Genomic DNA, 24,051 nt, shown 5'->3' on the forward strand with positions numbered 1-24,051 from the left:
GAATCCAAATGGACCCCGCCCCTACATGTTCATTTTTTCTTTACAATGTAGGTTTGTACCTGACAAGGTGTGAGCGGTTCAATGTGTAATGATCCATGTTGTGCTTTGAGTATATGTCCTTCAGGTGTTTCGCCTAAATTCGCTGTTTCTCCGTGTTGTAGAGATGAACTATTGATTGAAGCGGCTGTTTGACGCGTTAAATATGGATTGAAGAGACGGATGACAATGCCTGTTCCATGCTCTTCTTTTTTTAGAGCGCTTAGAATGGCTCCGTCTGTCTCAATGTCAAGCAGGCTATAAGTAGATTGTAAGTCTTCTTTTTCATCTCGGAAAGAGAAAATTAAACGACCGTTTAAAAAGTCTGCCCGTTCGTAGCATTGAACTGGGGTGGTATACCGCTTAGCAAGCTGCGCTAAGTGCCCCTCGCTGACAGCGTCCTTGCTATAGTGCATGCCAAATGAGAACGACAGTGCACCTTGCAGCTGAGCGTCAGGTGTCTCAACAATTTTTTCCCCAGATGCGCGGCCTGGACGGTAAAGAAGATTTTCTTTCCCCATTTTTCCGAAACAGCGGAAGAGCGTATACGCAATCGTTGTGTAGCCTTCTCCTGTGATCTGGTATTCTCTCACACAGTCGGTCAATAGAGCGACACCATATGCTTCATCACGAAGTGCAGTAAAGGATTGCATCGGTTCAATGGTGATCGGTTTTTCTTCCCAATGCTCATTGCTCCACCATTCAAGCTCTTGCGTGAGCTCTGTTGGGCGTTCGATGGTTCCAAACTGCTGATCGCTCAGTGATACCTTTGATGCGATGCCTGTATCAAAGAGGACACGCAGACGATGGTCTAACGCATGATTGTCGACATCGACATGAAAACGGATGACAGGCTCATCTTTGTTTAATGCCACCTTCGCTGTGATCGGGAGTGAAGTCGTGACCGATTGCTGAGAGCGCTCTTCTAAGTCATATGGGACAGTGAGAGTAAGCTGGATGGTGAGCTCTTCCTGCAGTCCGCTTTTAGAAACTGTGAGGTCTGCTGAAGAAAGATCCTTGGATGACACATACAGATCTTCGCGCGGCGGGGAATAGTTGTAAGAATCTCCATCGTCTCCATTGTCTTCAAAGGTCATTTGCTCAGAGAATGTCCGGCCTGTTTGTTTATCTGTGATATCCAGCGATCCGTTGTCATTTGCCGCTATGCGGTAATACGTATTTTCAATCGCGCGTCCTTCTGTTTGTTCCCATGCAGATTCGCTTGATTCATCGAAAACCATGCTGACTTGTGTATAACCAACGGACGGTAAGCTGGCGGCTTCAATCAGCAGAATGGCTTTCCATACTTGTTTTGGCATGTACACATCTTTACTTGGGTTAAGAGAAATTTGCTGTGCCAGCACATAATCTGTGACATCGGTTTTGCTTTTCACTGTGTAGTGAAGCGTTCTTCCGTTTGCATCCTTTAGTGTAAATGGACGTTCCGTGATAAAAGTTTCGACCTCAATGACTTCAGAACGCTTTGAAGGCAGTGTATTAAATAACGTGAATGTGATTTCTTGCTCAGTTTGCAGTCGAATAGCAATGAGACGCATGTGTAAGTCCACAAGATTCTCGGCGATTTCCTTTGCCTGCTTGTAGCGGAAGAAGACATCTTGATTCGTCGTGTCGCTATTGCAGCCGCCAATGCTGTCATGCGCTGCATTTTCAAACATGAGGTACCAAATATCACGAACCGTATCATGCGGATAGTCGTGTCCGAGTGAATAGCTGATCGTTAGGATAGGCTCCATCACATTGACGAGATAGTTTTCAATTTGATTGTTTAAGATTTTTAAATCAGCTCGTGTTGAAAAAATAGATTTGTGAATCCGCATATGCTTCGCATGAATGAGCTCTCCTTCTAATGTTTCAAAAGACGTCCGCTCTTTTTTCACTGCTGCAATGTAATCTTCTAAACTGCTGATTTGATAGTGGTGCTCGTTAAGTTCATTGGCTTTTTCCAATAAGTCAGGCAGGTTTTTGCGGATCGGTGCCTGGTCAAAGCCATTTGGGAAATAGACATTCTTTGTGGTTGCTTTTGCTTGCAGCGCTCCAATTTTTTCAGATAAAAAGGCTTGTAAGTCCTCATCCTTTTCAGGAATATTTCCACCGTAGTAGTAGCCAAATGGCAGGTTCACAGCAAAGACTTCACTGCCGTCAGCACCTTGCCAATTGAATTCAGTGTGATTCGTCATATGGTCTGAAACACCGCGCCAAAAAGCTGTATCCACAATGCCGAATCCACGGTAAATTTGAGGCATTTGCGCGGATTGACCGAAGGAATCAGGGACATAGCCGACTTTCATCACATGACCGAACTGCTGACAGCGTTCAATCCCATATTGCAGGTTCCGTACAATCGATTCACCTGAAATGACGAGCTGGTCGGTTTGGGTATACCATGGGCCGATGATGAGACGTTTGGCTGTGACGAGCTTTTTGATTCTATTCTCATCCTCAGGGCGCCATTTCAAGTAATCATCCAATAAGGATGCCTGTGCATCGAGCATGAAGTAATGGAACCTTTCATCTGTTTCAAGGGTGTCTAAAATGTCCATTACGCTTTTCATTAAGTAGATACGGGATCGGGAGGTGGTGAAATACCATTCCCGGTCCCAGTGAGTATGTGGAATCACATGTACATTGACAGTCATTGATCAACGACACCTTTCTATGTTCAAATTATCCTTCTAGCACAAGGTCAAAATCGTCTTCTTCTTTCTGCTTCTGGTCATGTTCAGGCGTTTTTGGCTCTTTTTTCTCAGAGAAATTCACAAGCAGGTTGGCGCCAATACCGATGACGAGTGCGCCAGTGAGGGCTCCGATTAAATAGGCCCACCAGTTTCCGACTGAGAAGAAGCCGTATAGCCCGCCAATTGGCGGCATGATGTCATGAACACCTAATAATGCAGCGACCCCGCTTCCAGCAGCACACGCGACAACATTGAGCGGAATTAATTTCAAAGGATTGACAAGGGTAAAAGGAATCGCCCCTTCCGTAATACCGATAATGCCCATCACAAGCCCGCCTCGTCCGGCTTCTCTAAAGGTTGGAGAGAAGTTGCGTTTTCGAATCAATGTCGCAAGCCCGTATCCAAGCGGCGGAATGACAATCGCAATATTGACGAGGATGGCAGGGAGGTAGACGCCTGATAGGAAGAGTGCATTACCTGCCATCCAAGCGGATTTATTCACCGGTCCGCCAAGGTCGAAGCCAATCATCGCACCTAGAATCAGAGCGAGTGCAAGTGTGCTTGTGCCGTCAGCGACCATACCTTTAATCCATTCAATTAATGCCGTGTTCAAAGCGCCTAATGGCCCGCCAAGCAGAACGGACATGAGAAGTCCGGTTAAGCCAACGGTAATAAGCGGTAAGATGAGCAGAGGAACGAGTCCGGCCGCGGAGCCTTGAATTTGAATTTTTCGTTTTACAAAAAGAGCGACATATCCTGCGAAGAAGCCTGCAATGACGGCACCGATAAATCCAGCATTCGTTGAGCTGGCAAGGGCACCACCGATGAAGCCGGCCGCAAGACCTGATTTATCCGCAATCGAATAGGCGATAAATCCAGCGAGCAGGACGTTCATTAAGCCAATGCCTGTCCAGCCAACCTGCTCCATTAAATAGGCGCCGTGTAAAATGCCGCCAGCATCCTTATAGGCGTTTAAATCTGAAACACCAAATCCTAATCCGACTAGTTTTGCTAAACCAACGATAAGGGAGGCGCCGATGATCACAGGAAGAATATAAGAAATACCGGTCATGAGATGGCCTTCAATGACTTTTAATTTTGCTTTCATTTTGCTTTGCTCCTTTCTATATGGCATTGCTCACGTTTATTGAGATTCAGATTTTTTCTTTTCAACAAGTGCTACGGCTTTTGTGATGATTTGCTCGGCATTTTTTAAGGCGCGTCCAATCTCGACACGTACTGTGGGAATGCCTGAGAAACGTTCCGCATCGTTGATATGCTGATTTGAGGCAATGATACAAAGGTCTGCCTGCTTTGCTTCCTCAGCTGTAATGCCATTCACTTGTCCCATAATCCCTTGCTGCTCGATTTTGATCTCGTGACCGAGCTGTTTACCCGCATTCTCTAATGCCTTTGCTGCCATTGGTGTATGAGCTAACCCTGCTGGACATGAAGTGACACCGACAATTTTCATTGTGTAATCCCCTCTTTCAATTGTTGTTCAATGACTTCGTAATAATAGTCAGCGGTTTGACCTGGTTGTATCTTTTCGATGAAAGCCGGTTCCATGAGGCTTGTCGCAATCCCTGACAGTAATTTCAAGTGTGTGACATTTGCTTCTTCTAATGGAACGAGCAGTGTAAATAAATAGCTTGTGGGCAAATCGTCGAAGCTTCCCCATTCAATCGGTTGTTCTAACTCTAAAAATAGAAGTGAAGCCGTTTGTACAGCGGAGCTTTTTGTATGAGGAATGGCGAAGCCTTGCTGAAGTCCTGTTGAGACTTCGTCTTCGCGTGTCAACAAATCGGATAATAACCCCGCCTGATCGTTTGTAATCTGAAGGTCTTCAGCTTTCTCGGCAATGTATTGTAAAATCTCATTCTTTGATCGTCCGTTTACTTGTGTGAAAACATGATCTTTTTGGAACAAGCTGATCCCTTCTCTCTTGTTTGTTAAGCGCTTACAAGTTGATTGTAATGTACTTTTCGGCATGGTTAAATAGCATCATTTTCCGTTTGAAATGGCAAAAAGTTTATGAAGCTATCTGTCATACTTTCTGGATATCTCAAATCCTAGCTTAAAACGAGTTTAATTATGTAAAAAACAGATTCTACTAAATGCATTTCTGTGATATTCTTCCAAGGTATTACAAAAGATAAGGGGGTCTTTTCATGTTCAAAAAGCAGGTCAAATCCTGTGTGATCGTACTCATGGCCATCATTCTCTGTATGGCGGCATTACCTGGATATGAGGCAGCAGCTGCCAGTAAAGGAACAACTGTCAATGAAGCCATTGGGTTAAAAAATGGTGAAGTGATTTCAGGTACATTACAGAATGAAAAGGAAGAGTCATGGTACCAAATCACGCCATCTGCACAAGAGGTGGCAAAACATACGCATATGAAAATTTCTGTAAAAAGTAAACAAGTGTTGTCCGTATCGGTCTATCCAAGCAAGGACAGAGCGATGAAGGATGACACTTATTCCAGATATCGTGTGGACACTGCAAGTGGAGAGACAGAGATCGACTTCCCGCATGCATGGTCAGGTCCTTATTTTGTCAAAGTGCTCTATTTAGGGTCGGAGGGAGACAGCCGTGATGAGGAAGAGGATGCGGCCTATACAATTGGGTATAAAGGAGCTAACCTTCCGCCTTCCGAACCCGTTTTCCCTGAAGACGATGAGCCTGACATCATTATTATTGAGAAAAAGTACGGGCGCGAAATTCTCCAATCGATGCGTACAATTGAAGATAAACGTTTTAATGAAACACCAAATGGTCAGAAGCTGAGTCGCCTGCTCCAAAAGACAAAGCCATTTCTCAAATCGAAGCTCATCAAACAAAAAAATGAGCAGCAAAAGGTATACAATCATCTGCTGACATTAAAGTCACTGCTAAATGACGTAGAGAAAAATGGTGCATTTAGCGGTCATATCGTGACAGAGAAAGAACAACAGGCGATCCGTTCCCTTTTTGATATGCTCAAAGGAGCAAGTCCTGCCTATTTAAAGAAGGAATTAGAAGCAGTGAGTCAAAATATTGGAATCGATCAGCTTGAAGGAAAATCGATCGGTTATGTATTAGAGAAGCAAAAGCTTGTAAAAGAAGAGAAAGTGAAGACGAATAAGATCATTTTTAAATTAAAGGATGGCCAAACGCTTCAATCTGCGAAAAAGAAGATGAAAAGCTATGGAATCCAAGAAAACCGCGTGACATCGCAGTCAGTAAGTCCTTTGTTTAAAGGAATGTATGTCTATGATGTACCAGCAGGGCAAGAATCAGCTGGGAAGACACTAAAAGCAGGCAAAGCTGTGATCAAAAGCACTGCAAGAAAGCTGTCCAGTATGCCGAATGTTGAATTTGCGGAGCCTGTTCAAACTTATCGTGCACTGAGCAATGACGTGCAGTATGGTTACCAGTGGCCACTGAAAAACAGTGCGCAAAACAGCGGGAAAAAAGGCGCTGATGTGAAGTTTGAACAAATGAATACACTGATTGGCACAAGCAAGATGAAGCAAACATTGATTGCAGTTGTGGATACAGGTGTAGACAGTCGTTTGACTGATTTAAGCGGGACTGTTCGTACGGACTTAGGTGCGAATCTCATTGGACGAAACAAAGATGCGATTGATGACAATGGACACGGTACGCATGTTGCCGGCATCATTGCCGCAAAAGCCGATAATCATTACTCCATGGCAGGTCTCAATCAACATACGGGCATCATTCCGGTGAAGGTGCTGGATGCCTATGGCTTTGGAGATACAGAGCATATTGCACTTGGAATCAAGCATGCAGTGGATAAAGGTGCAAAGGTCATCAACATGAGCCTTGGCGGCTACTACAGCAGGGTGATTGAATACGCAATGAACTACGCGGCTCAAAGAAATGTACTAGTGGTCGTGGCGAGTGGAAATGATGGCGTTCCAGAAATGGGCTATCCTGCGACATCAAAGTACGCAATGGCCATTGGCGCAAGCAACCGTATGGATATTGCCGCTGAATTCTCAAGCTACGGTAAAGGACTGAGCATGTCTGCACCAGGATCTGATATTCCAAGCTTAATGCCAGATGGGAATGTCTCATATCTGAGCGGGACATCAATGGCGACACCATATGTGGCAGCGGCAGCAGGATTACTGCTTTCTAAAAATCCATCCTTGAAGCCAAATCAAGTAAGGAATATCTTGCAAAGCACAGCAGATAAGATCTCCTTTACATCTGTTGATGGAAAAGATGACGTTTTCTATGATGAAAACGATGAGCCAATTGTCGATCCGAAAATTCCAGGTATTGATTGGATGACAGGTCATGGCAGACTGAATGCATTTGCTGCTTTAAGTGCTGTCGAACTGAATGCATCTGTGAGCAAAGTGGAGGATCAGCATCAAAAGGTGACAGGTAAAGCAAAGGCCGGCGCTGCTATTTCTGTGTATAGAGGCAAAACCCTGCTTGGAAAAGGCACAGCAGGCAAAAATGGAACTTTTAGTGTGAAGATCAAGCATCAGAACAAAAACAAAGTCCTTCACATTAAGATTTCAAAAGGAAAGGCCGCTACAACGCTCAAAACAGTCGTCAAAAAAGGCAAAGCACCAGCTAAGCCGAAAGTGGGCAAAGTAACGGTCAAAAGTAAAACGGTCAAAGGGACTGCGGGTGCAGGATTGACCATTAAAGTGAAAAACAAATCAAAGAAAGTCATCAAAACGGTGAAAACGAATAACAAGGGCGCATTTACTGCCCAAATAAAACCGCAAAAAGCCAAAACAGTCTTGTATGTGACCGCTTCTGATGTGAGAAAAAGAGAAAGCAAAGCGGTGAAGGTTGTTGTTGTGAAAAAGTAAGAGAAGAACTTCCCTTTCTAAAAAAGGGAAGTTCTTTTGTTTGTTACTGGAAAAATACCAATTAATGTCGATAGTAATATAGTAGGAAAAAAAGGAGGATTTATCGATGAAAAAAATGATGTTTGCTTTCTTTCTATCATTGCTTCTCGTATTCCCAACCTTTGCACATGCAGAGGAAACAGGAGCAGTACCAGCATCTGTACAAGTAACTAGTGTTACAGCAGCAGACGGAGGTATGGTTAATTACGGTTCTGGCAGTAAATATCGCGTGGGTTCTTATTATCCAGCTACGTTTAAAGGAACACTAAAAGATGCAAGTGGAAATCTCATGCCCAATCAGCCGATCCAGCTTTATTTTGAAGCAGCAATCAAATCATATGCTCAAACAGCGACAGGCACAACAGACGTAAATGGACAATTTTCACTGACGTTTCAAGTTCCTGCAGGTGCAGGCTACCAAACATACAATAATGCAGGCTGGTCTACACATTACTACGATATCGTTCCAGTGACGTTCACTTCAAACGACATCAAGCTATCTTCAAATGTCACAAGTGTATACCATTTGGCATATACATCACGTTACTAATCTGCTGGAAGAGGCGACTTGGTGAAAGCCCTGTCGTTTTTTTCATAGAAAAAAGGATGTCATCATTTGACATCCTTTTCTTTTTGTTAGCAAACCTGCTGGGCGGCAACCGAAAGAGTCGATAAACAAACACTCATGAGCCGTGACTCCCAGATTTGATCGAGCGTTTACCTTTTAATTCTGAGCTTTGATGGATAAGAACTTTCACACTTGAACGTTGATCCTTGAACCTTCAGCTTTGAGCTTTTATCAAGGATCATCCAGAGATGATCAGATGAGGAGGGAATGACCTTTCCCTCGGAGGTGTTTAGTTCTATCGATTTTCGGCTCACTAACAAAATCAATTAATCGATCTGTATTTTCGTCAGTGTATTGCTTTCAGACAAGGAAAAATCAACTTCCATTTGAAAATCCTCAATTTCGTTCGAAAGCTTTTCAATCTTCACTCGAAGACGAAGCGGATCGATGATCGTTGCCTCATTTTCAGCTAGGAACGACTTGACGATCTCTTGGTTGGCAGCCGCTTGTGTTTTTCCGTCTTTTCCAAACAAGGTTTCTAAATGCTGGTCGAGTCTCTTTTTCACATCTTCATTGGTTTGTTCTGCTTTGTCTACTAGTTCTGTGTACACCTTTTTTAATTTCCGTAAATAACGAATATCGTATTCAATGGACGTCTTCCGTTCAATCGCTTCTGCCACCGTCATGCTGACACCCGCTACATCAATTGTTGTGGTCGCATTCGACACAACAATGGCTGATTTGATGGCATTCCGGCGTTTGATTAATGCTTGAATCGATTGGTCATCAGCCTTCGCCTTTTTTTCGATTTCTTCTTGATTTTGAAACCCGTGCTGTATATGTTTCCCGATCATCAATCCACCAAGTACGGCTTCATCAACGGTTCGGTTGATTCTCTTATCTAACATTTTCAGTTCACTTAATGCTCTTGTAATGGTCATTTCCATATTAGTGACAACTCCCTTGGTTCATCCTGAAAATCATAGATTCCTATCATATACCAATGTGTGTTTCTTTTGCTAGCGATATCCTTTTTTGTCAAGTTGTTTATACTTTAAAAAACCTGGTGCTATACACCAGGTTCTTCTCGTTTTTTCTGAATCCAAGCTGTCACATAATAGGCAGCATAGCAGAGCGCGATGAAAGGAATGCCGCAGATGAGGGCAATCCGCTGATTTGGATCAAAGGCAATACCGATGACAGATGCAAAACACAGGAGGAAGGCAGCAATTGGAACCACTGGATAGAGCGGGGTTCGAAAGGAAAGATCATGGAGCTGTCCGCCTTCCTGTAAAAAACGTTTCCGAAACATCAACTGTGAGGCAGCAATCCCCATCCACACGATTACAACGGCCAGTCCAGAGATCGAAACAAGGACAAGGTATACCGTTTCGGGTGCGATGACACTTGATAACAAAGAAAGAATACCGCCGATCATACTTAAAATCAGTGCATTCAAAGGAATTCCTTTTGATGTCAGCTTTGCAAGTTTCTTAGGCAGTGTCCGTTCCTCAGAAAGTGACCAGAGCATACGGGATGACGCGTATAGTCCAGAGTTTGCAGCAGATAAGATCGCTGTCAAAATGACAAAATTCATGAAATCTGCGGCATACGGAATCCCGATTCGATCAAACACCACAACAAATGGACTTTTGATCACCCCGGCTTCTTCCACTGGGATCAAGCCGGCTAAGACCACGATCGTTCCAACGAAAAACAGGACAAGACGCAGTACGGTTGTGCGAATCGCTCTTGGAATGGTCTCGTCAGGATTGACGCTTTCACCCGCAGCAATTCCAATTAACTCCGTACCTGAAAAAGCGAAATTGACGGCCAGCATCGTCATTAAAATTGGTAAAAAGCCGTTTGGGAAAAGTCCGCCTTCTCCAGTGAAGTTAGAAAAGAACGGAGCGGCCTCACCGCCCTTTAATGGAATCAAGCCAAACATCGCAGCTCCGCCAAGGATAATAAAGAGAATAATAGCCATTACTTTAATGCTGGAAAACCAAAATTCCGATTCTGCAAAGAACTTAACTGTAAAAGCATTGAGTAAAAAGATGAGAAGAGCAAAAACGCCGCTCCACATCCAAACCGATGTGTCTGGGAACCAGCGCTGCATTAAAAGGCCTGCCGCTGTAAATTCCGAACCGAGTGCCACTGTCCATGTCAGCCAGTAGAGCCAAGCGACTGTATAGCCTGTGCCGGGTCCAATGTATTTTGTTGCATACGTATGAAAGGCCCCTGTAACCGGCATTGCGACAGATAGCTCGCCTAAACAGAGCATCACGAGGTACACAATTAATGCCCCGACAAGATAGGCAAGAATCGTTCCTGCGGGTCCTGCCTGATTGATGGTATACCCAGAGCTTAAAAAGAGCCCTGTTCCAATAACGCCGCCTAGAGAAAGCATGAACAGGTGGCGGCTCGTCATTTTTCGTTGATATTGTTGTGACTGATCTTTTGCTTGTTCCATGTCTTCCCGCCCTTTTGCTTAGAAGTATGTGTGATGATTCGTGGTGCTATGATGTGGTTTGTTTTAAGATGTCCGTGATATCTTCTGGGGTCGTCCGGCAGCAGCCGCCGATGATATGCGCGCCGTCTTTGTACCATTGATGCGCACATTCACCAAATGTATGCTGAGATGTATCCCCGCTCCATACCTTTTCTTCAGGATCATATAATTCTCCTGAGTTTGGATACACGACAATCGGCTTGCTCGTCCCCTTTTTCATCTCTTGAATGAGAGAAGAGATAAATTGCGGCGGCGTACAGTTTACACCAACAGCAGCGATCTGTTCATATGGTTCCAGTACTTGTACACATTCTCTGAGCAAATCACCTTCACTAATATGAAGGTCATCCTTCGCGCTGAAAGTAATCCAAGCACATACACCACTGAATTCATCTTGCAGCAGCTTTGCGATAGCCGTTGCTTCAATCAGACAAGGGATCGTTTCACATGCAAGAATGTCTGCACCAGCTTCTACTAATGCCTGAATTCTTGGTCTGTGAAAATCAATAAGTGCCTGCTCCGTGAGTCCGTAATTTCCCTTATATTCTGAACCATCAGACAAATAAGCGCCGAATGGCCCCACAGATCCTGCGACAAATGGTTTTGTCCGCCCTTTACGACGCGCTTCATCCTGCCAAAAAAGATCGCGTGCCTCTTTTGCTAAAGTGACAGATCGTTTCATTAGTTCAATGGCTTCTTCTTTTGTATAGCCTTTTTCAGCGAAGCCATCAATCGTTGTTTGGTAGCTCGCTGTTGTGGCACAGTCAGCTCCGGCTTGGAAGTAATCCAAGTGTACTTGCTGAATCAATTCTGGCTGTTCAATGAGTATTTTGGCTGACCATAAACGATCGTTTAAATCGCAGCCCTTTCGTTCAAGCTCCGTTGCAAGTGCACCGTCTAAAACCAAAGGTGCGTGAGGCTGTAAACGGCTTTGAATAGGATTCATCGGAATCGAACACCCTCCTTTTTAGTTGGAAATGATGGATATGATATGAGGCAGTAGTTTAAATGACTAAAGTGTTTTTGTCAAGGAGAGGAAAAAGCATGATATCGCGGAAAAACCTTGAAAACATGCGGGTTCCGGTGCATAAACATGCAGTCAAAATAATAGAAAACCAAGTCATTGACAGCCTCTAAAAAGAGATATATATTATGGAAAGGTTCATTTCAGAAAGCTTCATCAAAAGGCGCTGTCTTTTGATTTTTATTTTGTCCAACGACTGTCTTCTTTCGTGCAGAAAGAGGGTTTTTTATATGCTTAGAAAAGGAGGAAAGAAGAAATTGAAAAAATGTGTAAAAGATTTGGCTATGATTCTGATTGGTTCTTTTTTATTTGCTGCAGCAGTGAACATGTTTGTCATTCCACTTGAATTTGGTGAAGGCGGTGTAACGGGGCTGTCCATCATTTTCTATTATTTGTTTGAAATTGCACCATGGCTGACGAACCTGGTGTTTAATTCCATCCTGCTGCTTGTGGGGTATAAATATTTGGACAAGAAGACGACGATTTATACTGTGGTTGCCGTCGCAAGTAACTCCCTATTTTTACACCTGACCACAACATGGGTCGTGAATGTACATGAATTGATCATTGGAGCGATTTTCGCAGGAATTATCATCGGTATTGGAATTGGTCTTGTGCTAAGAGCAGGCGGTACAACGGCGGGTTCTGCCATACTCGGAAGAATTGCCAACAAGTATTTAGACTGGAACGTGAGCTATGCCATCTTGTTCTTTGATCTGATCGTCGTATTTGCTTCCTACTTTATTATTGGTGCGGAAAAATTAATGTTCACCATTGTGATGCTGTACGTGGCAACAAAGGTGATGGACTTCGTGATAGAAGGGCTTAACACGAAAAAGGCAGTAACGATTATTTCTTCATGCAAAGATGATATTGCTGAAGAAATCAATCACACTTTGGATCGAGGCGTGACGATTTTAAACGGACGCGGTCATTATTCAAAGGAATCGAAGGAGATTCTCTACGCAGTCATTCAAAAGCAAGAGCTCATGCGCCTAAAGAAAATCATCAAGAAAATTGATCGAGACGCATTCGTTGTTGTCCATGACGTGCGTGATGTGTTCGGAGAAGGATTTGTGAATATATAAACCTGAAAAGACCTTAACCGGGTCTTTTTTTATGCTCTATACCTCTTGTCACATCATACTATGTATTGTATAGTATAAATGGTTAGGAGTTGTAATCATGAATGCACAATTAAAAAAAGGTTTGCTGGAATTCTGTGTACTGGCGGTATTAAAGAAAGGCGATTCCTATGGTTATCAAATTATTAAAGATATGTCCCATTGTATTGAGATTTCAGAATCGACATTATATCCGATATTAAAGCGGTTAGAGCAAAACAACTATGTGGAGACCTATTCCCAGGAACATAACAGTCGATTAAGAAAGTACTACCGAATGACAAATAGCGGCCGTGAGCATATGGCGCAGTTTTTAGCGGAATGGGATCAAGTAATGGCGATTTACGACTTTATTTCTGGAGGACAGGGCAATGAATAAAAAAGAATTTTTAGCCAGCTTAGAGAAGCACCTGCATCGTCTAGGCGAAAAAGAAAGTGATCGGTTCATCGAATATTACGATGAAATGATCGAGGATTATCAGGAAGATGGCTACAGCGAACAGGAAGCTGTTCATCAAGTGGGTCAGCCTTCAATCATCGCTGAGGGGATTATGAAGGAACAAGGAATCAAAACTGCTCAGGTGCCGACGTTCGGAGAAAAAGCTACAAGGCTTTCCATTCTCATTTTGGGCTTTCCGTTATGGGGAAGTATTTTAGCAACGGTCTTTCTGCTGATTCTTTCTGTCTATATGGTGGTTTGGTGCGTTCCGCTCGTCACAGGTGCATTGACGCTCACTGGTCTGCTCGGAGGTTTTTGGAGCATCATTGGTTCTCCATTTATTTTTCAGGACGGTTTGCATGTGGTGGTGACGCAGGTTGGAGTGGGTATTCTTCTATTAGGTGTCGGATTATTATGCGGCATAGCCACGGTGTATTTGACAAAGCTATTTGTTCAAATGACTGTTCAAACCACTAAGGCATTCATGGGAATGTTTAAAAAGAAGGTCGTGAGAATATGAATGTGAATGATTTAAAAAAGCAATGCATCAAATGGGGGATCATCTTCACCGTTGTCGGAGGAATGATCATGGCAATTGGTTTTGGACTATCAGGCTTTGACCTAGATGCATATCACAACAATGACCAGAACAATGTGTTCCGCACTATCAATTGGAACAAGCCATAAATGAAAGACCCGCTTATGCGGGTCTTTTTTTCGCTCGAACCACAAAGAAGAAATAACAGCAAAATGCACCTAGTTCACAAAGCATAATGATCAGGCCCATTGGAAAGGCTGTTTGGCTTCCCGCTAGTCCGACAAGAGGTGTCATGCATGCGCCTAGCAGCATTTGTGCCACCCCGATGAGGGCAGCTGCACTTCCTGCATGCGCTCCATGATGCTGCATCGCAAGAGACGGCGCGGACGTACCGACAATTCCGACGCTTGAGACAACAAAAAACAATGGAATGAGAATGCCATACAATCCTGCATCAATGGAGATCATCAAAAATAAGGTGACGCCGCCTAAGGCAGCTGTCAGCAATCCAATGCGAAGAACTTTCTCTTCGCCGATTTTTACAGCGACACGGGCAAATACTTGTCCAGCCATGATGATGCCAAGACTGTTCACTGCAAAGGCAGCACTAAATCCTTGTGGAGAAAGGTGGAAAAGATCCTGGAGCACAAACGGTGAGCCAGAAATATAGGCAAACATCGCTGCGAATACAAGACCCTGCGAGAGGGCATACCCAACAAAGAGACGATCACTCGCTAAAATTTTCATGGCACCAACAATCTGTTGAAAGCCCCCAGTCTGTCTGCGCTCCACAGGTAAACTTTCTTGTAGTGAAAAAATGGATCTCAGCAGCATCAATGCCCCGAGAATTCCTAGTAGAACAAATACACCCTGCCATGTTGTAAAGCGTAAAATCTGTCCGCCCACAATAGGTGCCGCTGCCGGAGCAACCCCGTTGACCAACATCAGCAGTGCAAAGAATTTCGTCATTTCTGATCCTTCATAATGATCTCGCACAATGGCTCGTGCAATGACAATGCCAGCTGAACCAGCGAGCCCTTGAATCAATCTTAAGAGGATGAACATCCAAATCGATGTGACTACCGTACATAAAAGTGATGAGGCTATAAAAATGATTAAGCCGATCATCAGCGGTTTTCTTCTGCCGATCGTATCACTAATAGGACCTGCAATCAGCTGTCCAAGCGCCAGTCCAATAAGACAAGCCATAAGACTTAATTGGGACAAAGCCGTGCTTGCTTCAAAATCACGCGCAATATTAGGCAAAGCAGGTAAATACATATCCATTGCAAGCGGTGCAAGGGCTGTTAAAGACCCAAGCAATGCAGCAAGAAGAAATCGATTTTTTTTCGATTCTTGGGGATAAGATAAAGAACTCATATGATTACTACACTCCTCGTATACTTCCTCAAAACAGCATAATGAATCAAGCGTTCCTTTTCAATAGAAATTTTCAAAGATGGATTCCGTGCAAAATGATTGATCTTTCGAATGAGACTCTTTACATTGAATGAGTAGAGAAAAGAACAAGGTCATCGACATGCAGTATTTGCATGATACGTATATCTAGCAATAAACAACAGGAGGTGCTGACATGAAGCAGCAAGAGCTGATCATTCGTCAAGCAGTCAAAGAAGATCATGAAGCGATCAGGCATGTACTAATCAAATCCTATTCACAGTATGAGCCTCAATTTACAGAGGAAGGCTGGCAAAATTATTCTGCTGCGCTTGCAGCAGCTGTAGATAATCCGAACATGGAGCTGATGCTTGTGGCGGAGCTTGAAGGCAAGGTCGTGGGGACGCTTCAAATGTTTCGGTCATCAGAGCAAGCGTATGACAAACCCGAAATGGGCATTACATCAGCCATCGTCCGGTTTTTAGGAGTAGATCCCGATGTTAGGGGAAAAGGAATTGCAGAGTCATTGTTACGTAAAAGTATTGAACTTACGCAATCATGGGGCGAAAATGTCCTGTATCTTCATACATCTGATAAAATGCAGGCTGCCATTCGTCTATATGAAAGAATGGGCTTTGAGCGTGCACTAGATAAAGAATTTGTGAATCAAAATGGGACGCATGTCAAGAGCTATCAATATGTTATCCAGAAAGAACAGCCGGCAGGTTCATCACATCACTCGTAATAAAAGGAAGAGCAAGTCCTTCAGGGACAGCTCTTCCTTTTTTCAATTTATGCCCACAGTACAAGCGCCCAATATGATACCAACCACGAGATTAAACCGAACATAACAAAGAATTTTAACATGCGCTCATAAGGAGAAAGCTTTCGTTCTCTCTTCGTTTTCACCAGCCGCCAATAAAGGGCATAGCCGCAAAAAATGAGGATGATTTGTCCAAGCTGTGTAAGGTTTTCAAGAATCGTGATTCCGTTCATTTATTTCACCTCATCATAGGTCTTCCATAAGTAAATGCAGCAACCCTTTATTTCTTCAAAAAAAATCGGTGTATACTGGAAAGAGAGAAACTAGATGCAGAGGGAGTTGTGACATGTTGTTTTCGCTACATGCGGATCGTTGGGATGAAGTAATCGAGAGGAAAATCAAATACGATCAGAAGGTCGTGGAATATACTTGTCAGCTGTTAGACGCACAGGAGCAGCAGGCTGTGCTGTTTCACAAGATCGAAGACACGTTTACGATGAGGGCAGGTGATGGTGCTCTGACCATTCCAAAAGGGAGCTATACGACCGCTTATTATTGGAAGGATCGACCTTACAATATTTACTTCTGGAGGGATGATCAAGGGAAGGAACTTGGGTCTTATTTTAATATTGTGGGGAATACATGGTTCAACGGCCAGCTGGTCATATTTGAAGACCTCATTATTGATCTTCTCGTTCTGCCGAATGGTCATTTCTTTGTGTTGGATGAAGATGAATTGCCGGAGAGTTTAGCGGCTTTTGAACAAGGTTCAGTGCGCCAGGCATTAGAGGGTGTGATGGCTTCGTTAGAAAGCATACTCGATCAAGTGAGGGCAGATGCCGAAGGAAAATATCATCACAGCTTGTTTGAGCCGATGTTGAAATAGAAAAAACGATTCCTTTCAGGCGAGGAATCGTTTTTTTCTGTCAAACCTTGATACGGTTTAATCGTTTCTGTAAGTTGGTTTTCGTTTTGGAAGCTTTTAGCTGTTTGACAGCGGTTTGAGCCGCTGCTTTTGTTTTCTTTGTTCGTTTGGCTTCCGCTTTTTTGACCTTTTGTTTGGCGTCTGTCACTTTCTTTTGATAGGCGACCTGTTTTTTGACTTTGTCGAGCCGGTTTTGCAGGCTTGTTTTTTCTTTGCCTTTGTTTAGCTTTTTGATAGCCATTTGGGCGCTTTTAATGGCCCCTTGTGTTTTGCTTTTTTCGGCTGTTTGAACCTTTGCACGTGCGGAACGGATATCAATGGTTCCTTGTACCTTTTTCACCCGTTCGGTGAGTGCTGTTTTTTGTTTACTTGCAGTGAGTCTGCCAATTCTCGTTTTGGCTTGATTGACATCTGCCTGCTTTTTAGATGTTTCGGCTGTTTTGACAGCGCTGGTCGCAGCCTTCAAAAAGCTTGATTGTGGTATATATTGCATGCGGCCATAGCCGAATTGTGGATCCCTTCCTTTTGCGCCAAGATCCACTGTATAGCTGCGCAATAAGGTGCGAAGCTGTACATTTGTTTTCTTCGGATGAAGCTGTTTCAACAGTGCCAGCATGCCTGTGACATGCGGTGCAGCTTGTGATGTACCTGTTGCATACCAATATTCATTCTTTAAATAAGTGCTAATGACGTTCTGGCCAGGGGCAGAAAATTCAATGCCTTTCCCTGTATTTGAGAGAGACGCGAGTTTGTCTTTGTCCGTCGTTGCAGAAACGGCAATGACGCTATTGTACGCGGCAGGGTAGCTAATATAATTCTTCTTCCCATCATTCCCGCTTGCAGCGACCACAAGCAGTCCTTTTTTGTATGCCGCATCCACTGCTGAATGCAAGATGGGGATATTGTCTTCAAAACTTAGGCTTAAATTCATAATATCCATCTTGTTGTTAATGGCCCAATCGATTCCTCGAAGCAGGCTGTACAAGTCGCCTTCTCCCTTTTTATCTAACACTTTTACAGCATACAGCTTCGCACCAGAAGCGACGCCGACTGTGCCATAATCGTTATTGAGCGCACCAATCGTGCCTGCGACATGTGTGCCATGCCCTTGATCATCTTTATAGGAAGTTGTGTACTTCACAAATGATTTCCCGCCGGATATCTTTAAATCCTCATGTGGAGAAATACCAGTATCTAAAACAGCTACCTTCACATTTTTCCCCGTGACGCCTTCTTTTATCGCTTGCTTTACATTCAGCTTTTGCAAGTTGTAAGATTGTTGAACCAAAAAATTCTGACCCGTAGCGGCAGCGGTTTTTTTCATAGTAGAAGAAGCGAGTTTAACCTTTATGTTTTTTGAGACATAAGCGATGTTTGGATCTTTTTTGAGTGAGGTGACCGCTTGTTCATCTGCTGTCACAGCGACAGCGGGAAGATGTATGTACTGAGCGTTCACTTTTTCACTTTCTTCAATAGCCGTTTGCTTTCCTTTTTGGTTTTTATAGACGATGATGACATCTGTTTCTTTTGGCGGTGCAGCTGCCTGCGAATGGTAAGGCAAGGCAGTTGTCAACGCAAGAAGAAACGCGATGACTACGACGATTTTCTTTTTCAAGGCGATAGCCCCTTGCATACGATGACCTCCGTCTTTTTTTCTCTATTATATCGGAGAAATGAGAAGGATGGTTAGAAGAATCATATTGTTTGTCAGAAAGTTTTTTTATAAGTAACCTGAAATTGAAATTCATACAAATCTAGTAGACAATAGAGAGATCATAATAAGAGAAAGTAGGACATGCTGATGAACGTAAAAGAGTATATGACGTATGATGCGACTGGCTTGGCAGCACTTGTACGGAATAAGCAGGTAACGCCAGACGAGCTTGTACAGGCTGCATTTGCTAGATTGAATGAGGTCAATCCTGAACTAAATGCGGTGATTCAGACAAGACAAGATCAAGTATTAAAAGAAATCAAGACATTACATACGAATCAGCCGTTTGCGGGCGTTCCATTTGTACTGAAAAATATATCGCAAGGGATGGAAAATGAACCGCTGACAGCAGGTGCTGCATTGTTAAAGGATGTAAAGGCAAAAACGGACTCCCACTTTGTCCATCGATTGAAGCAGGCTGGATTTCTCATGATGGGGCATACAAACACACCAGAATTCGGTTTAAGGAATGTAACAGAACCTTCTTTACATGGTCCAACGAGGAACCCTTGGCATCCTGACTATTCCCCTGGCGGTTCAAGCGGCGGGACGGCAGCAGCTGTTGCAAGCGGCATCGTACCGGCTGGTGGAGCAAGTGATGGCGGTGGGTCCATTCGGATTCCAGCATCCTTTACAGGTTTGTTCGGTCTCAAGCCAACGAGAGGAAGAACGCCGGTAGGACCAGGCGCAGGAAGGCAGTGGCAAGGGGCTTCCATTGATTTTACACTCACAAAAACAGTGCGGGACAGTGCAGCCCTTCTTGATCTGCTTCAAGTCATTCAGCCTGAAGCGGCTTTCCAAACGCCGTTATACGACGGCAGCTATCAAGAAGATCTAGTGAAACGTACATCTTCTATGCGAATTGCTTACAGTATAGAATCTCCAGTAGGTACGAAGGTTAGTGAGGAAGCGAAGCAGGCGGTTCAGCAAACAGTGAAATGGCTGAGTGACCAAGGGCACCAAGTAGAAGAAGCGAAGCCGGCAATTGACGGGATCCATCTGATGCAGCAATACTACGTCATGAATAGCGGAGAAATGTCTGCATTATTCACGTCCTTGGCTCGTTCATTAGGACGTCCAGTCAATCCGGAGGAAACGGACATCGTCGCATGGGTGCTGGCGGAGGCTGGCAAGAATGTGACCGCTGCTGCTTATACAGAAAGTCTTGATGCGTGGGATATGGCGGCTGCACAAATGGCATCATTTCATCAAACGTACGATCTTTTTGTGACACCAGCTACTGCCTATTCAGCTCCAAAGATTGGTGAGCTGATGCATTCGAAAGAGGAAATCACTGAACTTTTACGTGTGTCATCCCTCTCAATGCAAGCGCAGCAGGATCTCATTTATGACATGTTCTTAAAGAGTCTGACCTACACACCATTTACACAGCTTGCCAACTTAACGGGTCAGCCTTCTATGAGTGTTCCTGTTCATCTCACTGAAGCGGGCATGCCTTTAGGGGTACAGGTGACAGCACCAAAGGGAAAAGAGGACTGGCTGCTTCGGCTTGCAGCAGAAATGGAGACATCCTCGATTTGGAAAGGAACAAATCAAATCATACGTTGAAACGACATTTGTCTATGGAGGGAAAGGAGTGTCACACGTGAGTACGAAGGACAGAATCATTCAAACGGCTGCACTTCTTTTACGAAAACAGGGGTATCATGCGACAGGATTGAATCAAATTATTAGAGAGAGCGGCACGCCTAAAGGATCTCTTTATTATTACTTTCCAAACGGAAAAGAAGAGCTAGCCATAGCAGCCGTTGAATATATTAGTCAAAAGGTCATCGATCGAATTGAAGAAAGTTTTGCCTATTCGGATGACCCTTATATCGCCATCGACCGTTTTATGACAAACATCATTCGGGGATTTATGGAGCAAGAAAGTGAAAGAGGGATTCCGATTGTCTTGCTGGCGGCAGAATCCAAGCCAGAACATACGCAGCTTCATGCTGCATGCAAACAAGAAATGATCCGCTGGCAAGAGCTTGTGAAAGAAAAGCTAATGAACAGCGGATATGAAGAAAACAAAGCTGATGAGCTGGCTTCTCTCCTTCATTCAATGGTGATTGGGGGTCTATCGATGACCACAGCACTCAAACAAACGACCCCGTTAGAACACGTAAAGTGTTACCTTAGACACTTATTTATGCGAGAAGAGTAAAATCTCTCGCATATTGTCTATCTATTATATCAATTGGTCTATATAATAAAGATAGTCAATTAGTCATGAGGAGTGATGGGATGTCGGAGCAACCGCAATCGATTAAGCAATCCGAGGATACCTATTTTTATACCGTGTCTGGATCAGGGAAGCTGTATGGGCTGGAAAATCAGCTTGTTCATGTACTGGCAGAAGCAAATCAAACGAATCAGCTGTTTGAGCTTGTCTTAATCACAGGTGGGAAAGGAGCTTATTTTCCACTTCATTGTCATGAGCACTTATTTGAAACCATTTTCATGCTGGAAGGAAAGCTTGAAGTGATACTGGACGGTAAAAAATATATGGTCACAGCCTTCGATTATATTCATATCCCGCCTAAAACGATTCATGGCTACAGAATGCATAGTCACAAAACAAGGTTTATTTCATATACGTTGGGCGGACAAATGACAGATGTCTATCAGCAAATTGGGAAGAGGCTTCAGCAGAACGAATGGCTGATGACTGATCATGCTTTCGATGCAGCCAGCTTTGAACAAGCTGAAAAAGAAAGCGATCTCATATTGATGCATGGTATCCGGCAGCTATCAAATACAACCAAGCCCTCCGTTTTATTTCATAGTCAGCTCCCTCAGGCGGTGCAGCCCTATGTATTAGAGGCTGGTGAAGGGAAGCAATATATCGTGGATGGTCAGCTTCATGAGCTGATCGCAACAACAGAAACAACTGGAGGCGGGTTCAGCCATTTTGTGATTGAAGGCGCGAAGGGAAAGTATTTTCCTCCGCATTATCATCAAGTACATACAGAAGCACTCTATTGCGTTGAAGGAAAAATGAACCTTCAATTGAACGGAGAGGATATTTGCCTGATGCCGGGTGATTTTGCCTATATACCGCCGGATACGATTCATTCTTATGAATTCGTTTCCCATTCTAATAAATTTTTGCTTTTACTGCTCCCTGGAAAGATTGAGCAGTTGTATGAGCAGTTTGAAGAATCACAAAGCCCGAGTATATGTCCTTATTTTATTCAAGAAGGGAACTTGATGATCGATCGAGAGACTTCCTCTCAATATGATTTGGTTTTTGTCGAAAAAGGATAAATATGTAACGCGTTACACATGATTGAATAAGCGCCTGTCGAACCCATCGACGGGCTTTTTTGTTTTTCAAATATTCCTGATCTGATGCATGAACCATCCATTCCAGGTGAAGCTATGTACAGATGATTTTCGCTAAAGGAGGAAATGCATGTGAGAGCTGTTACTTATCAAGGAAAAAATAGTATTGCAGTGAAGAAAGTAGATGCGCCATCTATTCAAGATCGGGAAGATGTGATCATACGAATTACATCAACAGCAATTTGTGGATCTGATTTACATTTGTATCAGGGGAACTTCCCGCTTCCAATCGGCTATGTGATTGGGCATGAGCCAATGGGGATTGTGGAGGAAGTTGGACCGGATGTCACGGTAGTAAAAAAGGGAGATCGTGTCGTTATTCCATTTACCGTTGCATGTGGTCAATGCCAATATTGTCATCATCATTTAGAAAGTCAATGCGACAACTCAAACCCGCACTACGATTCGGGTGGGCTTTTTGGATATAGTGAGAAATATGGGAATTATCCTGGAGGACAGGCAGAGTATTTACGCGTGCCTTTTGGAAATTACACCCCGTTTAAGATCCCAGATGATTGTGAGCTGGAGGATGAACAATTGCTGTTCTTATCGGATGTTCTTCCAACTGCCTATTGGAGCGTGGAGCACGCAGGTGTGAAAAAAGGTGATACGGTCATTGTGTTAGGCTGTGGACCTGTTGGGTTAATGGCGCAGCAATTTGCATGGCAAAAAGGGGCAGAACGTGTGATTGCGGTCGATTACATTGATTACCGTCTGCGACATGCAAAACGGATGAGCGGCGTAGAAGTATTTGATTTTACAGAAGATCCCGACATGGGAGAAACGTTAAAGGAGCTCACCAAGGGTGGAGCCGATGTTGTGATCGATTGTGTGGGAATGGACGGGAAGAAGTCACCGCTTGAAAAAATTGAGCAGAAACTCAAGCTGCAAGGCGGAACGATCGGACCCATTCAAATTGCCACAAAAGCCGTCCGCAAATGTGGAACGGTGCAGATGACGGGTGTGTACGGCGGACTATACAATATGTTCCCATTAGGTGCCTTTTTCGCAAGAAACGTCACCCTGAAAATGGGACAGGCTCCGGCGAGAGGCTACATGTCAAAGCTCTATCAAAAAGTGACAACTGGTGAAATTGATCCTAGAGCGATCATCACACATCAATTGCCATTAGATGATGCCGCTCATGCGTATCACATATTTAACGAAAAACAGGATGATTGTATAAAGGTCATCTTAAAGCCATAAAAAGAAGGCCCTCAGCATGTAGACAAACCCTCGCATTGGGTGTCAGTCCTGCGTGCCGGTGCTTACGAATGTAAATTCGCTCCGCTCCGGTACTCGTCCTTCCTAGGGCTGCAAAGGTTTTCTATCACGCTGAAAAGAAGACAAAGGGCATTTTAGCCCTTTGTCAAAAAATCTAAAGGCTTAGGAGTATTCCTAAGCCTTTAATGTGTGCTCGTCCATCATTTTTTCGATTAATTCAAAAAATGTTTTTTTATCTTCTTCTGAAAGATGGTTGAACAGCTGATTGACAAGCAGCTGGCGGTTATCAATCATTTGTTTTGCGATTTGTTCACCTGATTCAGAGAGTGTAATCCATACAGTACGGCGGTCATTATTATTTCGAGAGCGGATAATCAGCCCTTCATCTTCTAAGTGATTGAGAGCGGTTGTTGTTGCAGAGGGAGATAATGAAACTTCCTGCAGAATATTTTTCACAGTACATGATTGATGGCGATAAATGATGCGTAAAATAAACCCTTTCACATTCGTGACGTTTTTCGGGATGTTCTCTTCATCTATTTGCTTCGTCGCCTTTAAATACTTTGTCAGCGCATGGTCTAATAAACTTGCCTCTAGCTCGAAATGTTGCATTCTCCATACCTCTTTTCCTATTGCGTTCGCATTTTCCGATCAATTACTAGGTCTATCTTATCATAATAGTTATCATCATTTAAACCAAAATGGAAGACGGCTATAAAATTACCTATATTATCAATTAATATAAAGAACAATTCCAAAATGAAATGATTTTACTTTCAGCTGGTTTTATTTTAGAATGTGAATGAGATAAAATCTGCCAACCCCATTCACTGGAAATTGGCTATTGTAAATCAAACGT

Annotated in this window: 23 protein-coding genes; 12 read left to right on the plus strand and 11 right to left on the minus strand. The window is 43.6% G+C overall.

Annotated elements, in window-relative coordinates; all coding sequences use genetic code 11:
• Positions 1–29 precede the first annotated feature (29 nt).
• Genes mngB through C6Y06_RS13665 form a run of 4 tightly spaced genes read right to left on the minus strand, consistent with a single transcriptional unit; the run spans position 30 to position 4,724 of the window.
• Positions 30–2,693 (minus strand): mannosylglycerate hydrolase, encoded by a 2,664-nt coding sequence (gene mngB, locus C6Y06_RS13650; RefSeq protein ID WP_106037047.1) that lies wholly within the window; start codon positions 2,691–2,693, stop codon positions 30–32.
• 28 nt (positions 2,694–2,721) lie between these two features.
• Entirely contained in the window at positions 2,722–3,840 is a 1,119-nt protein-coding gene (locus C6Y06_RS13655) for a PTS fructose transporter subunit IIC (protein WP_034664325.1), read from the minus strand.
• A 36-nt stretch (positions 3,841–3,876) separates the two neighbouring features.
• Positions 3,877–4,206, minus strand: coding sequence for a PTS fructose transporter subunit IIB (locus tag C6Y06_RS13660; RefSeq protein ID WP_007498438.1), 330 nt, complete (start codon positions 4,204–4,206; stop codon positions 3,877–3,879).
• Positions 4,203–4,724: a PTS sugar transporter subunit IIA gene (locus C6Y06_RS13665; protein WP_223250468.1), complete on the minus strand. Its 522-nt coding sequence runs from the start codon at positions 4,722–4,724 to the stop codon at positions 4,203–4,205. The genes C6Y06_RS13660 and C6Y06_RS13665 overlap by 4 nt, the downstream gene beginning before the upstream one ends.
• A 179-nt stretch (positions 4,725–4,903) precedes the next feature.
• Between C6Y06_RS13665 and C6Y06_RS13670 the strand changes: the two genes are divergently transcribed.
• Together C6Y06_RS13670 and C6Y06_RS13675 are read left to right on the plus strand one after the other, a co-directional pair.
• A complete protein-coding gene (locus C6Y06_RS13670; RefSeq protein ID WP_106037048.1) occupies positions 4,904–7,573 on the plus strand; it encodes a S8 family peptidase in 2,670 nt (889 codons plus the stop codon).
• Between the two features lie 106 nt (positions 7,574–7,679).
• Positions 7,680–8,162, plus strand: coding sequence for an Ig-like domain-containing protein (locus C6Y06_RS13675; RefSeq protein WP_106037049.1), 483 nt, complete (start codon positions 7,680–7,682; stop codon positions 8,160–8,162).
• A gap of 344 nt (positions 8,163–8,506) precedes the next feature.
• Here C6Y06_RS13675 and C6Y06_RS13680 read toward each other — a convergent pair whose 3' ends face one another.
• The 3 genes from C6Y06_RS13680 to mmuM all read right to left on the minus strand — a co-directional run bounded on the left by C6Y06_RS13680 (position 8,507) and on the right by mmuM (position 11,638).
• On the minus strand, positions 8,507–9,127 hold the full coding sequence (locus tag C6Y06_RS13680; RefSeq protein WP_034664315.1) for a hypothetical protein: 621 nt from the start codon (positions 9,125–9,127) through the stop codon (positions 8,507–8,509).
• A gap of 122 nt (positions 9,128–9,249) precedes the next feature.
• Positions 9,250–10,653, minus strand: a complete 1,404-nt coding sequence (gene mmuP, locus C6Y06_RS13685; protein ID WP_060595450.1) for an S-methylmethionine permease — start codon at positions 10,651–10,653, stop codon at positions 9,250–9,252.
• Positions 10,654–10,699: 46 nt separating this feature from the next.
• A complete protein-coding gene (gene mmuM / locus C6Y06_RS13690) occupies positions 10,700–11,638 on the minus strand; it encodes a homocysteine S-methyltransferase (protein ID WP_106037050.1) in 939 nt (312 codons plus the stop codon).
• Between the two features lie 335 nt (positions 11,639–11,973).
• On the opposite strand from mmuM, the gene C6Y06_RS13695 reads away from it, so the two are divergent.
• The 4 genes from C6Y06_RS13695 to C6Y06_RS20105 all read left to right on the plus strand — a co-directional run bounded on the left by C6Y06_RS13695 (position 11,974) and on the right by C6Y06_RS20105 (position 13,966).
• Complete coding sequence (locus C6Y06_RS13695; protein WP_066031792.1) at positions 11,974–12,804, plus strand: YitT family protein; 831 nt, start codon at positions 11,974–11,976, stop codon at positions 12,802–12,804.
• 97 nt (positions 12,805–12,901) lie between these two features.
• Positions 12,902–13,219, plus strand: coding sequence for a PadR family transcriptional regulator (locus tag C6Y06_RS13700; protein ID WP_034664309.1), 318 nt, complete (start codon positions 12,902–12,904; stop codon positions 13,217–13,219).
• Positions 13,212–13,799, plus strand: coding sequence for a DUF1700 domain-containing protein (locus C6Y06_RS13705; protein WP_106037051.1), 588 nt, complete (start codon positions 13,212–13,214; stop codon positions 13,797–13,799). The genes C6Y06_RS13700 and C6Y06_RS13705 overlap by 8 nt, the downstream gene beginning before the upstream one ends.
• Positions 13,796–13,966, plus strand: coding sequence for a hypothetical protein (locus C6Y06_RS20105; protein WP_181185465.1), 171 nt, complete (start codon positions 13,796–13,798; stop codon positions 13,964–13,966). Before C6Y06_RS13705 ends, C6Y06_RS20105 begins: the two co-directional genes overlap by 4 nt.
• 13 nt (positions 13,967–13,979) lie before the next feature.
• Here the strand turns inward: C6Y06_RS20105 and C6Y06_RS13710 are convergent, their stop codons facing one another.
• Complete coding sequence (locus C6Y06_RS13710) at positions 13,980–15,197, minus strand: multidrug effflux MFS transporter (RefSeq protein WP_106037052.1); 1,218 nt, start codon at positions 15,195–15,197, stop codon at positions 13,980–13,982.
• A 214-nt stretch (positions 15,198–15,411) separates the two neighbouring features.
• On the opposite strand from C6Y06_RS13710, the gene C6Y06_RS13715 reads away from it, so the two are divergent.
• Complete coding sequence (locus C6Y06_RS13715; RefSeq protein WP_066031383.1) at positions 15,412–15,960, plus strand: GNAT family N-acetyltransferase; 549 nt, start codon at positions 15,412–15,414, stop codon at positions 15,958–15,960.
• A 47-nt stretch (positions 15,961–16,007) separates the two neighbouring features.
• Here C6Y06_RS13715 and C6Y06_RS13720 read toward each other — a convergent pair whose 3' ends face one another.
• The gene (locus C6Y06_RS13720) at positions 16,008–16,211 is read right to left on the minus strand and encodes a hypothetical protein (protein WP_060595455.1); all 204 of its coding nucleotides are present in this window, start codon (positions 16,209–16,211) and stop codon (positions 16,008–16,010) included.
• Positions 16,212–16,324: 113 nt separating this feature from the next.
• On the opposite strand from C6Y06_RS13720, the gene C6Y06_RS13725 reads away from it, so the two are divergent.
• Positions 16,325–16,864 (plus strand): ribonuclease FAU-1 family protein, encoded by a 540-nt coding sequence (locus C6Y06_RS13725; RefSeq protein WP_106037053.1) that lies wholly within the window; start codon positions 16,325–16,327, stop codon positions 16,862–16,864.
• 40 nt (positions 16,865–16,904) lie between these two features.
• On the opposite strand, the gene C6Y06_RS13730 is transcribed toward C6Y06_RS13725, so the two are convergent.
• Positions 16,905–18,536, minus strand: a complete 1,632-nt coding sequence (locus tag C6Y06_RS13730; protein WP_106037054.1) for a S8 family peptidase — start codon at positions 18,534–18,536, stop codon at positions 16,905–16,907.
• Between the two features lie 168 nt (positions 18,537–18,704).
• Between C6Y06_RS13730 and C6Y06_RS13735 the strand changes: the two genes are divergently transcribed.
• The 4 genes from C6Y06_RS13735 to C6Y06_RS13750 all read left to right on the plus strand — a co-directional run bounded on the left by C6Y06_RS13735 (position 18,705) and on the right by C6Y06_RS13750 (position 23,174).
• Positions 18,705–20,186, plus strand: a complete 1,482-nt coding sequence (locus tag C6Y06_RS13735; RefSeq protein WP_181185466.1) for an amidase — start codon at positions 18,705–18,707, stop codon at positions 20,184–20,186.
• Positions 20,187–20,223: 37 nt separating this feature from the next.
• Positions 20,224–20,787, plus strand: a complete 564-nt coding sequence (locus C6Y06_RS13740; RefSeq protein ID WP_034664477.1) for a TetR/AcrR family transcriptional regulator — start codon at positions 20,224–20,226, stop codon at positions 20,785–20,787.
• Between the two features lie 80 nt (positions 20,788–20,867).
• Positions 20,868–21,890, plus strand: a complete 1,023-nt coding sequence (locus C6Y06_RS13745) for a quercetin 2,3-dioxygenase (protein ID WP_060595457.1) — start codon at positions 20,868–20,870, stop codon at positions 21,888–21,890.
• Between the two features lie 150 nt (positions 21,891–22,040).
• Complete coding sequence (locus C6Y06_RS13750) at positions 22,041–23,174, plus strand: zinc-dependent alcohol dehydrogenase (RefSeq protein WP_106037056.1); 1,134 nt, start codon at positions 22,041–22,043, stop codon at positions 23,172–23,174.
• 192 nt (positions 23,175–23,366) lie between these two features.
• Here the strand turns inward: C6Y06_RS13750 and C6Y06_RS13755 are convergent, their stop codons facing one another.
• On the minus strand, positions 23,367–23,804 hold the full coding sequence (locus tag C6Y06_RS13755) for a MarR family winged helix-turn-helix transcriptional regulator (protein ID WP_060595459.1): 438 nt from the start codon (positions 23,802–23,804) through the stop codon (positions 23,367–23,369).
• Positions 23,805–24,051: the final 247 nt, after the last annotated feature.

This window comes from Bacillus sp. MZGC1, assembly GCF_002998605.1.
In the GTDB taxonomy this organism is placed as follows: Bacteria; Bacillota; Bacilli; order Bacillales; family Bacillaceae; genus Bacillus.

Bases quoted from the DNA above. Each gene is read 5' to 3' on its own strand.
- C6Y06_RS13725 (WP_106037053.1), top strand. From the start codon at position 16,325: ATGTTGTTTTCGCTACATGCGGATCGTTGGGATGAAGTAATCGAGAGG.
- C6Y06_RS13715 (WP_066031383.1), top strand. From the start codon at position 15,412: ATGAAGCAGCAAGAGCTGATCATTCGTCAAGCAGTCAAAGAAGATCAT.
- C6Y06_RS13675 (WP_106037049.1), top strand. From the start codon at position 7,680: ATGAAAAAAATGATGTTTGCTTTCTTTCTATCATTGCTTCTCGTATTC.
- C6Y06_RS13705 (WP_106037051.1), top strand. From the start codon at position 13,212: ATGAATAAAAAAGAATTTTTAGCCAGCTTAGAGAAGCACCTGCATCGT.
- C6Y06_RS13730 (WP_106037054.1), bottom strand. From the start codon at position 18,536: ATGCAAGGGGCTATCGCCTTGAAAAAGAAAATCGTCGTAGTCATCGCG.
- C6Y06_RS13700 (WP_034664309.1), top strand. From the start codon at position 12,902: ATGAATGCACAATTAAAAAAAGGTTTGCTGGAATTCTGTGTACTGGCG.
- mngB (WP_106037047.1), bottom strand. From the start codon at position 2,693: ATGACTGTCAATGTACATGTGATTCCACATACTCACTGGGACCGGGAA.
- C6Y06_RS13655 (WP_034664325.1), bottom strand. From the start codon at position 3,840: ATGAAAGCAAAATTAAAAGTCATTGAAGGCCATCTCATGACCGGTATT.
- C6Y06_RS13670 (WP_106037048.1), top strand. From the start codon at position 4,904: ATGTTCAAAAAGCAGGTCAAATCCTGTGTGATCGTACTCATGGCCATC.
- mmuP (WP_060595450.1), bottom strand. From the start codon at position 10,653: ATGGAACAAGCAAAAGATCAGTCACAACAATATCAACGAAAAATGACG.
- C6Y06_RS13720 (WP_060595455.1), bottom strand. From the start codon at position 16,211: ATGAACGGAATCACGATTCTTGAAAACCTTACACAGCTTGGACAAATC.
- C6Y06_RS13680 (WP_034664315.1), bottom strand. From the start codon at position 9,127: ATGGAAATGACCATTACAAGAGCATTAAGTGAACTGAAAATGTTAGAT.
- C6Y06_RS13735 (WP_181185466.1), top strand. From the start codon at position 18,705: ATGAACGTAAAAGAGTATATGACGTATGATGCGACTGGCTTGGCAGCA.
- C6Y06_RS13665 (WP_223250468.1), bottom strand. From the start codon at position 4,724: ATGCCGAAAAGTACATTACAATCAACTTGTAAGCGCTTAACAAACAAG.
- C6Y06_RS13745 (WP_060595457.1), top strand. From the start codon at position 20,868: ATGTCGGAGCAACCGCAATCGATTAAGCAATCCGAGGATACCTATTTT.
- C6Y06_RS13755 (WP_060595459.1), bottom strand. From the start codon at position 23,804: ATGCAACATTTCGAGCTAGAGGCAAGTTTATTAGACCATGCGCTGACA.
- C6Y06_RS13710 (WP_106037052.1), bottom strand. From the start codon at position 15,197: ATGAGTTCTTTATCTTATCCCCAAGAATCGAAAAAAAATCGATTTCTT.
- mmuM (WP_106037050.1), bottom strand. From the start codon at position 11,638: ATGAATCCTATTCAAAGCCGTTTACAGCCTCACGCACCTTTGGTTTTA.
- C6Y06_RS20105 (WP_181185465.1), top strand. From the start codon at position 13,796: ATGAATGTGAATGATTTAAAAAAGCAATGCATCAAATGGGGGATCATC.
- C6Y06_RS13660 (WP_007498438.1), bottom strand. From the start codon at position 4,206: ATGAAAATTGTCGGTGTCACTTCATGTCCAGCAGGGTTAGCTCATACA.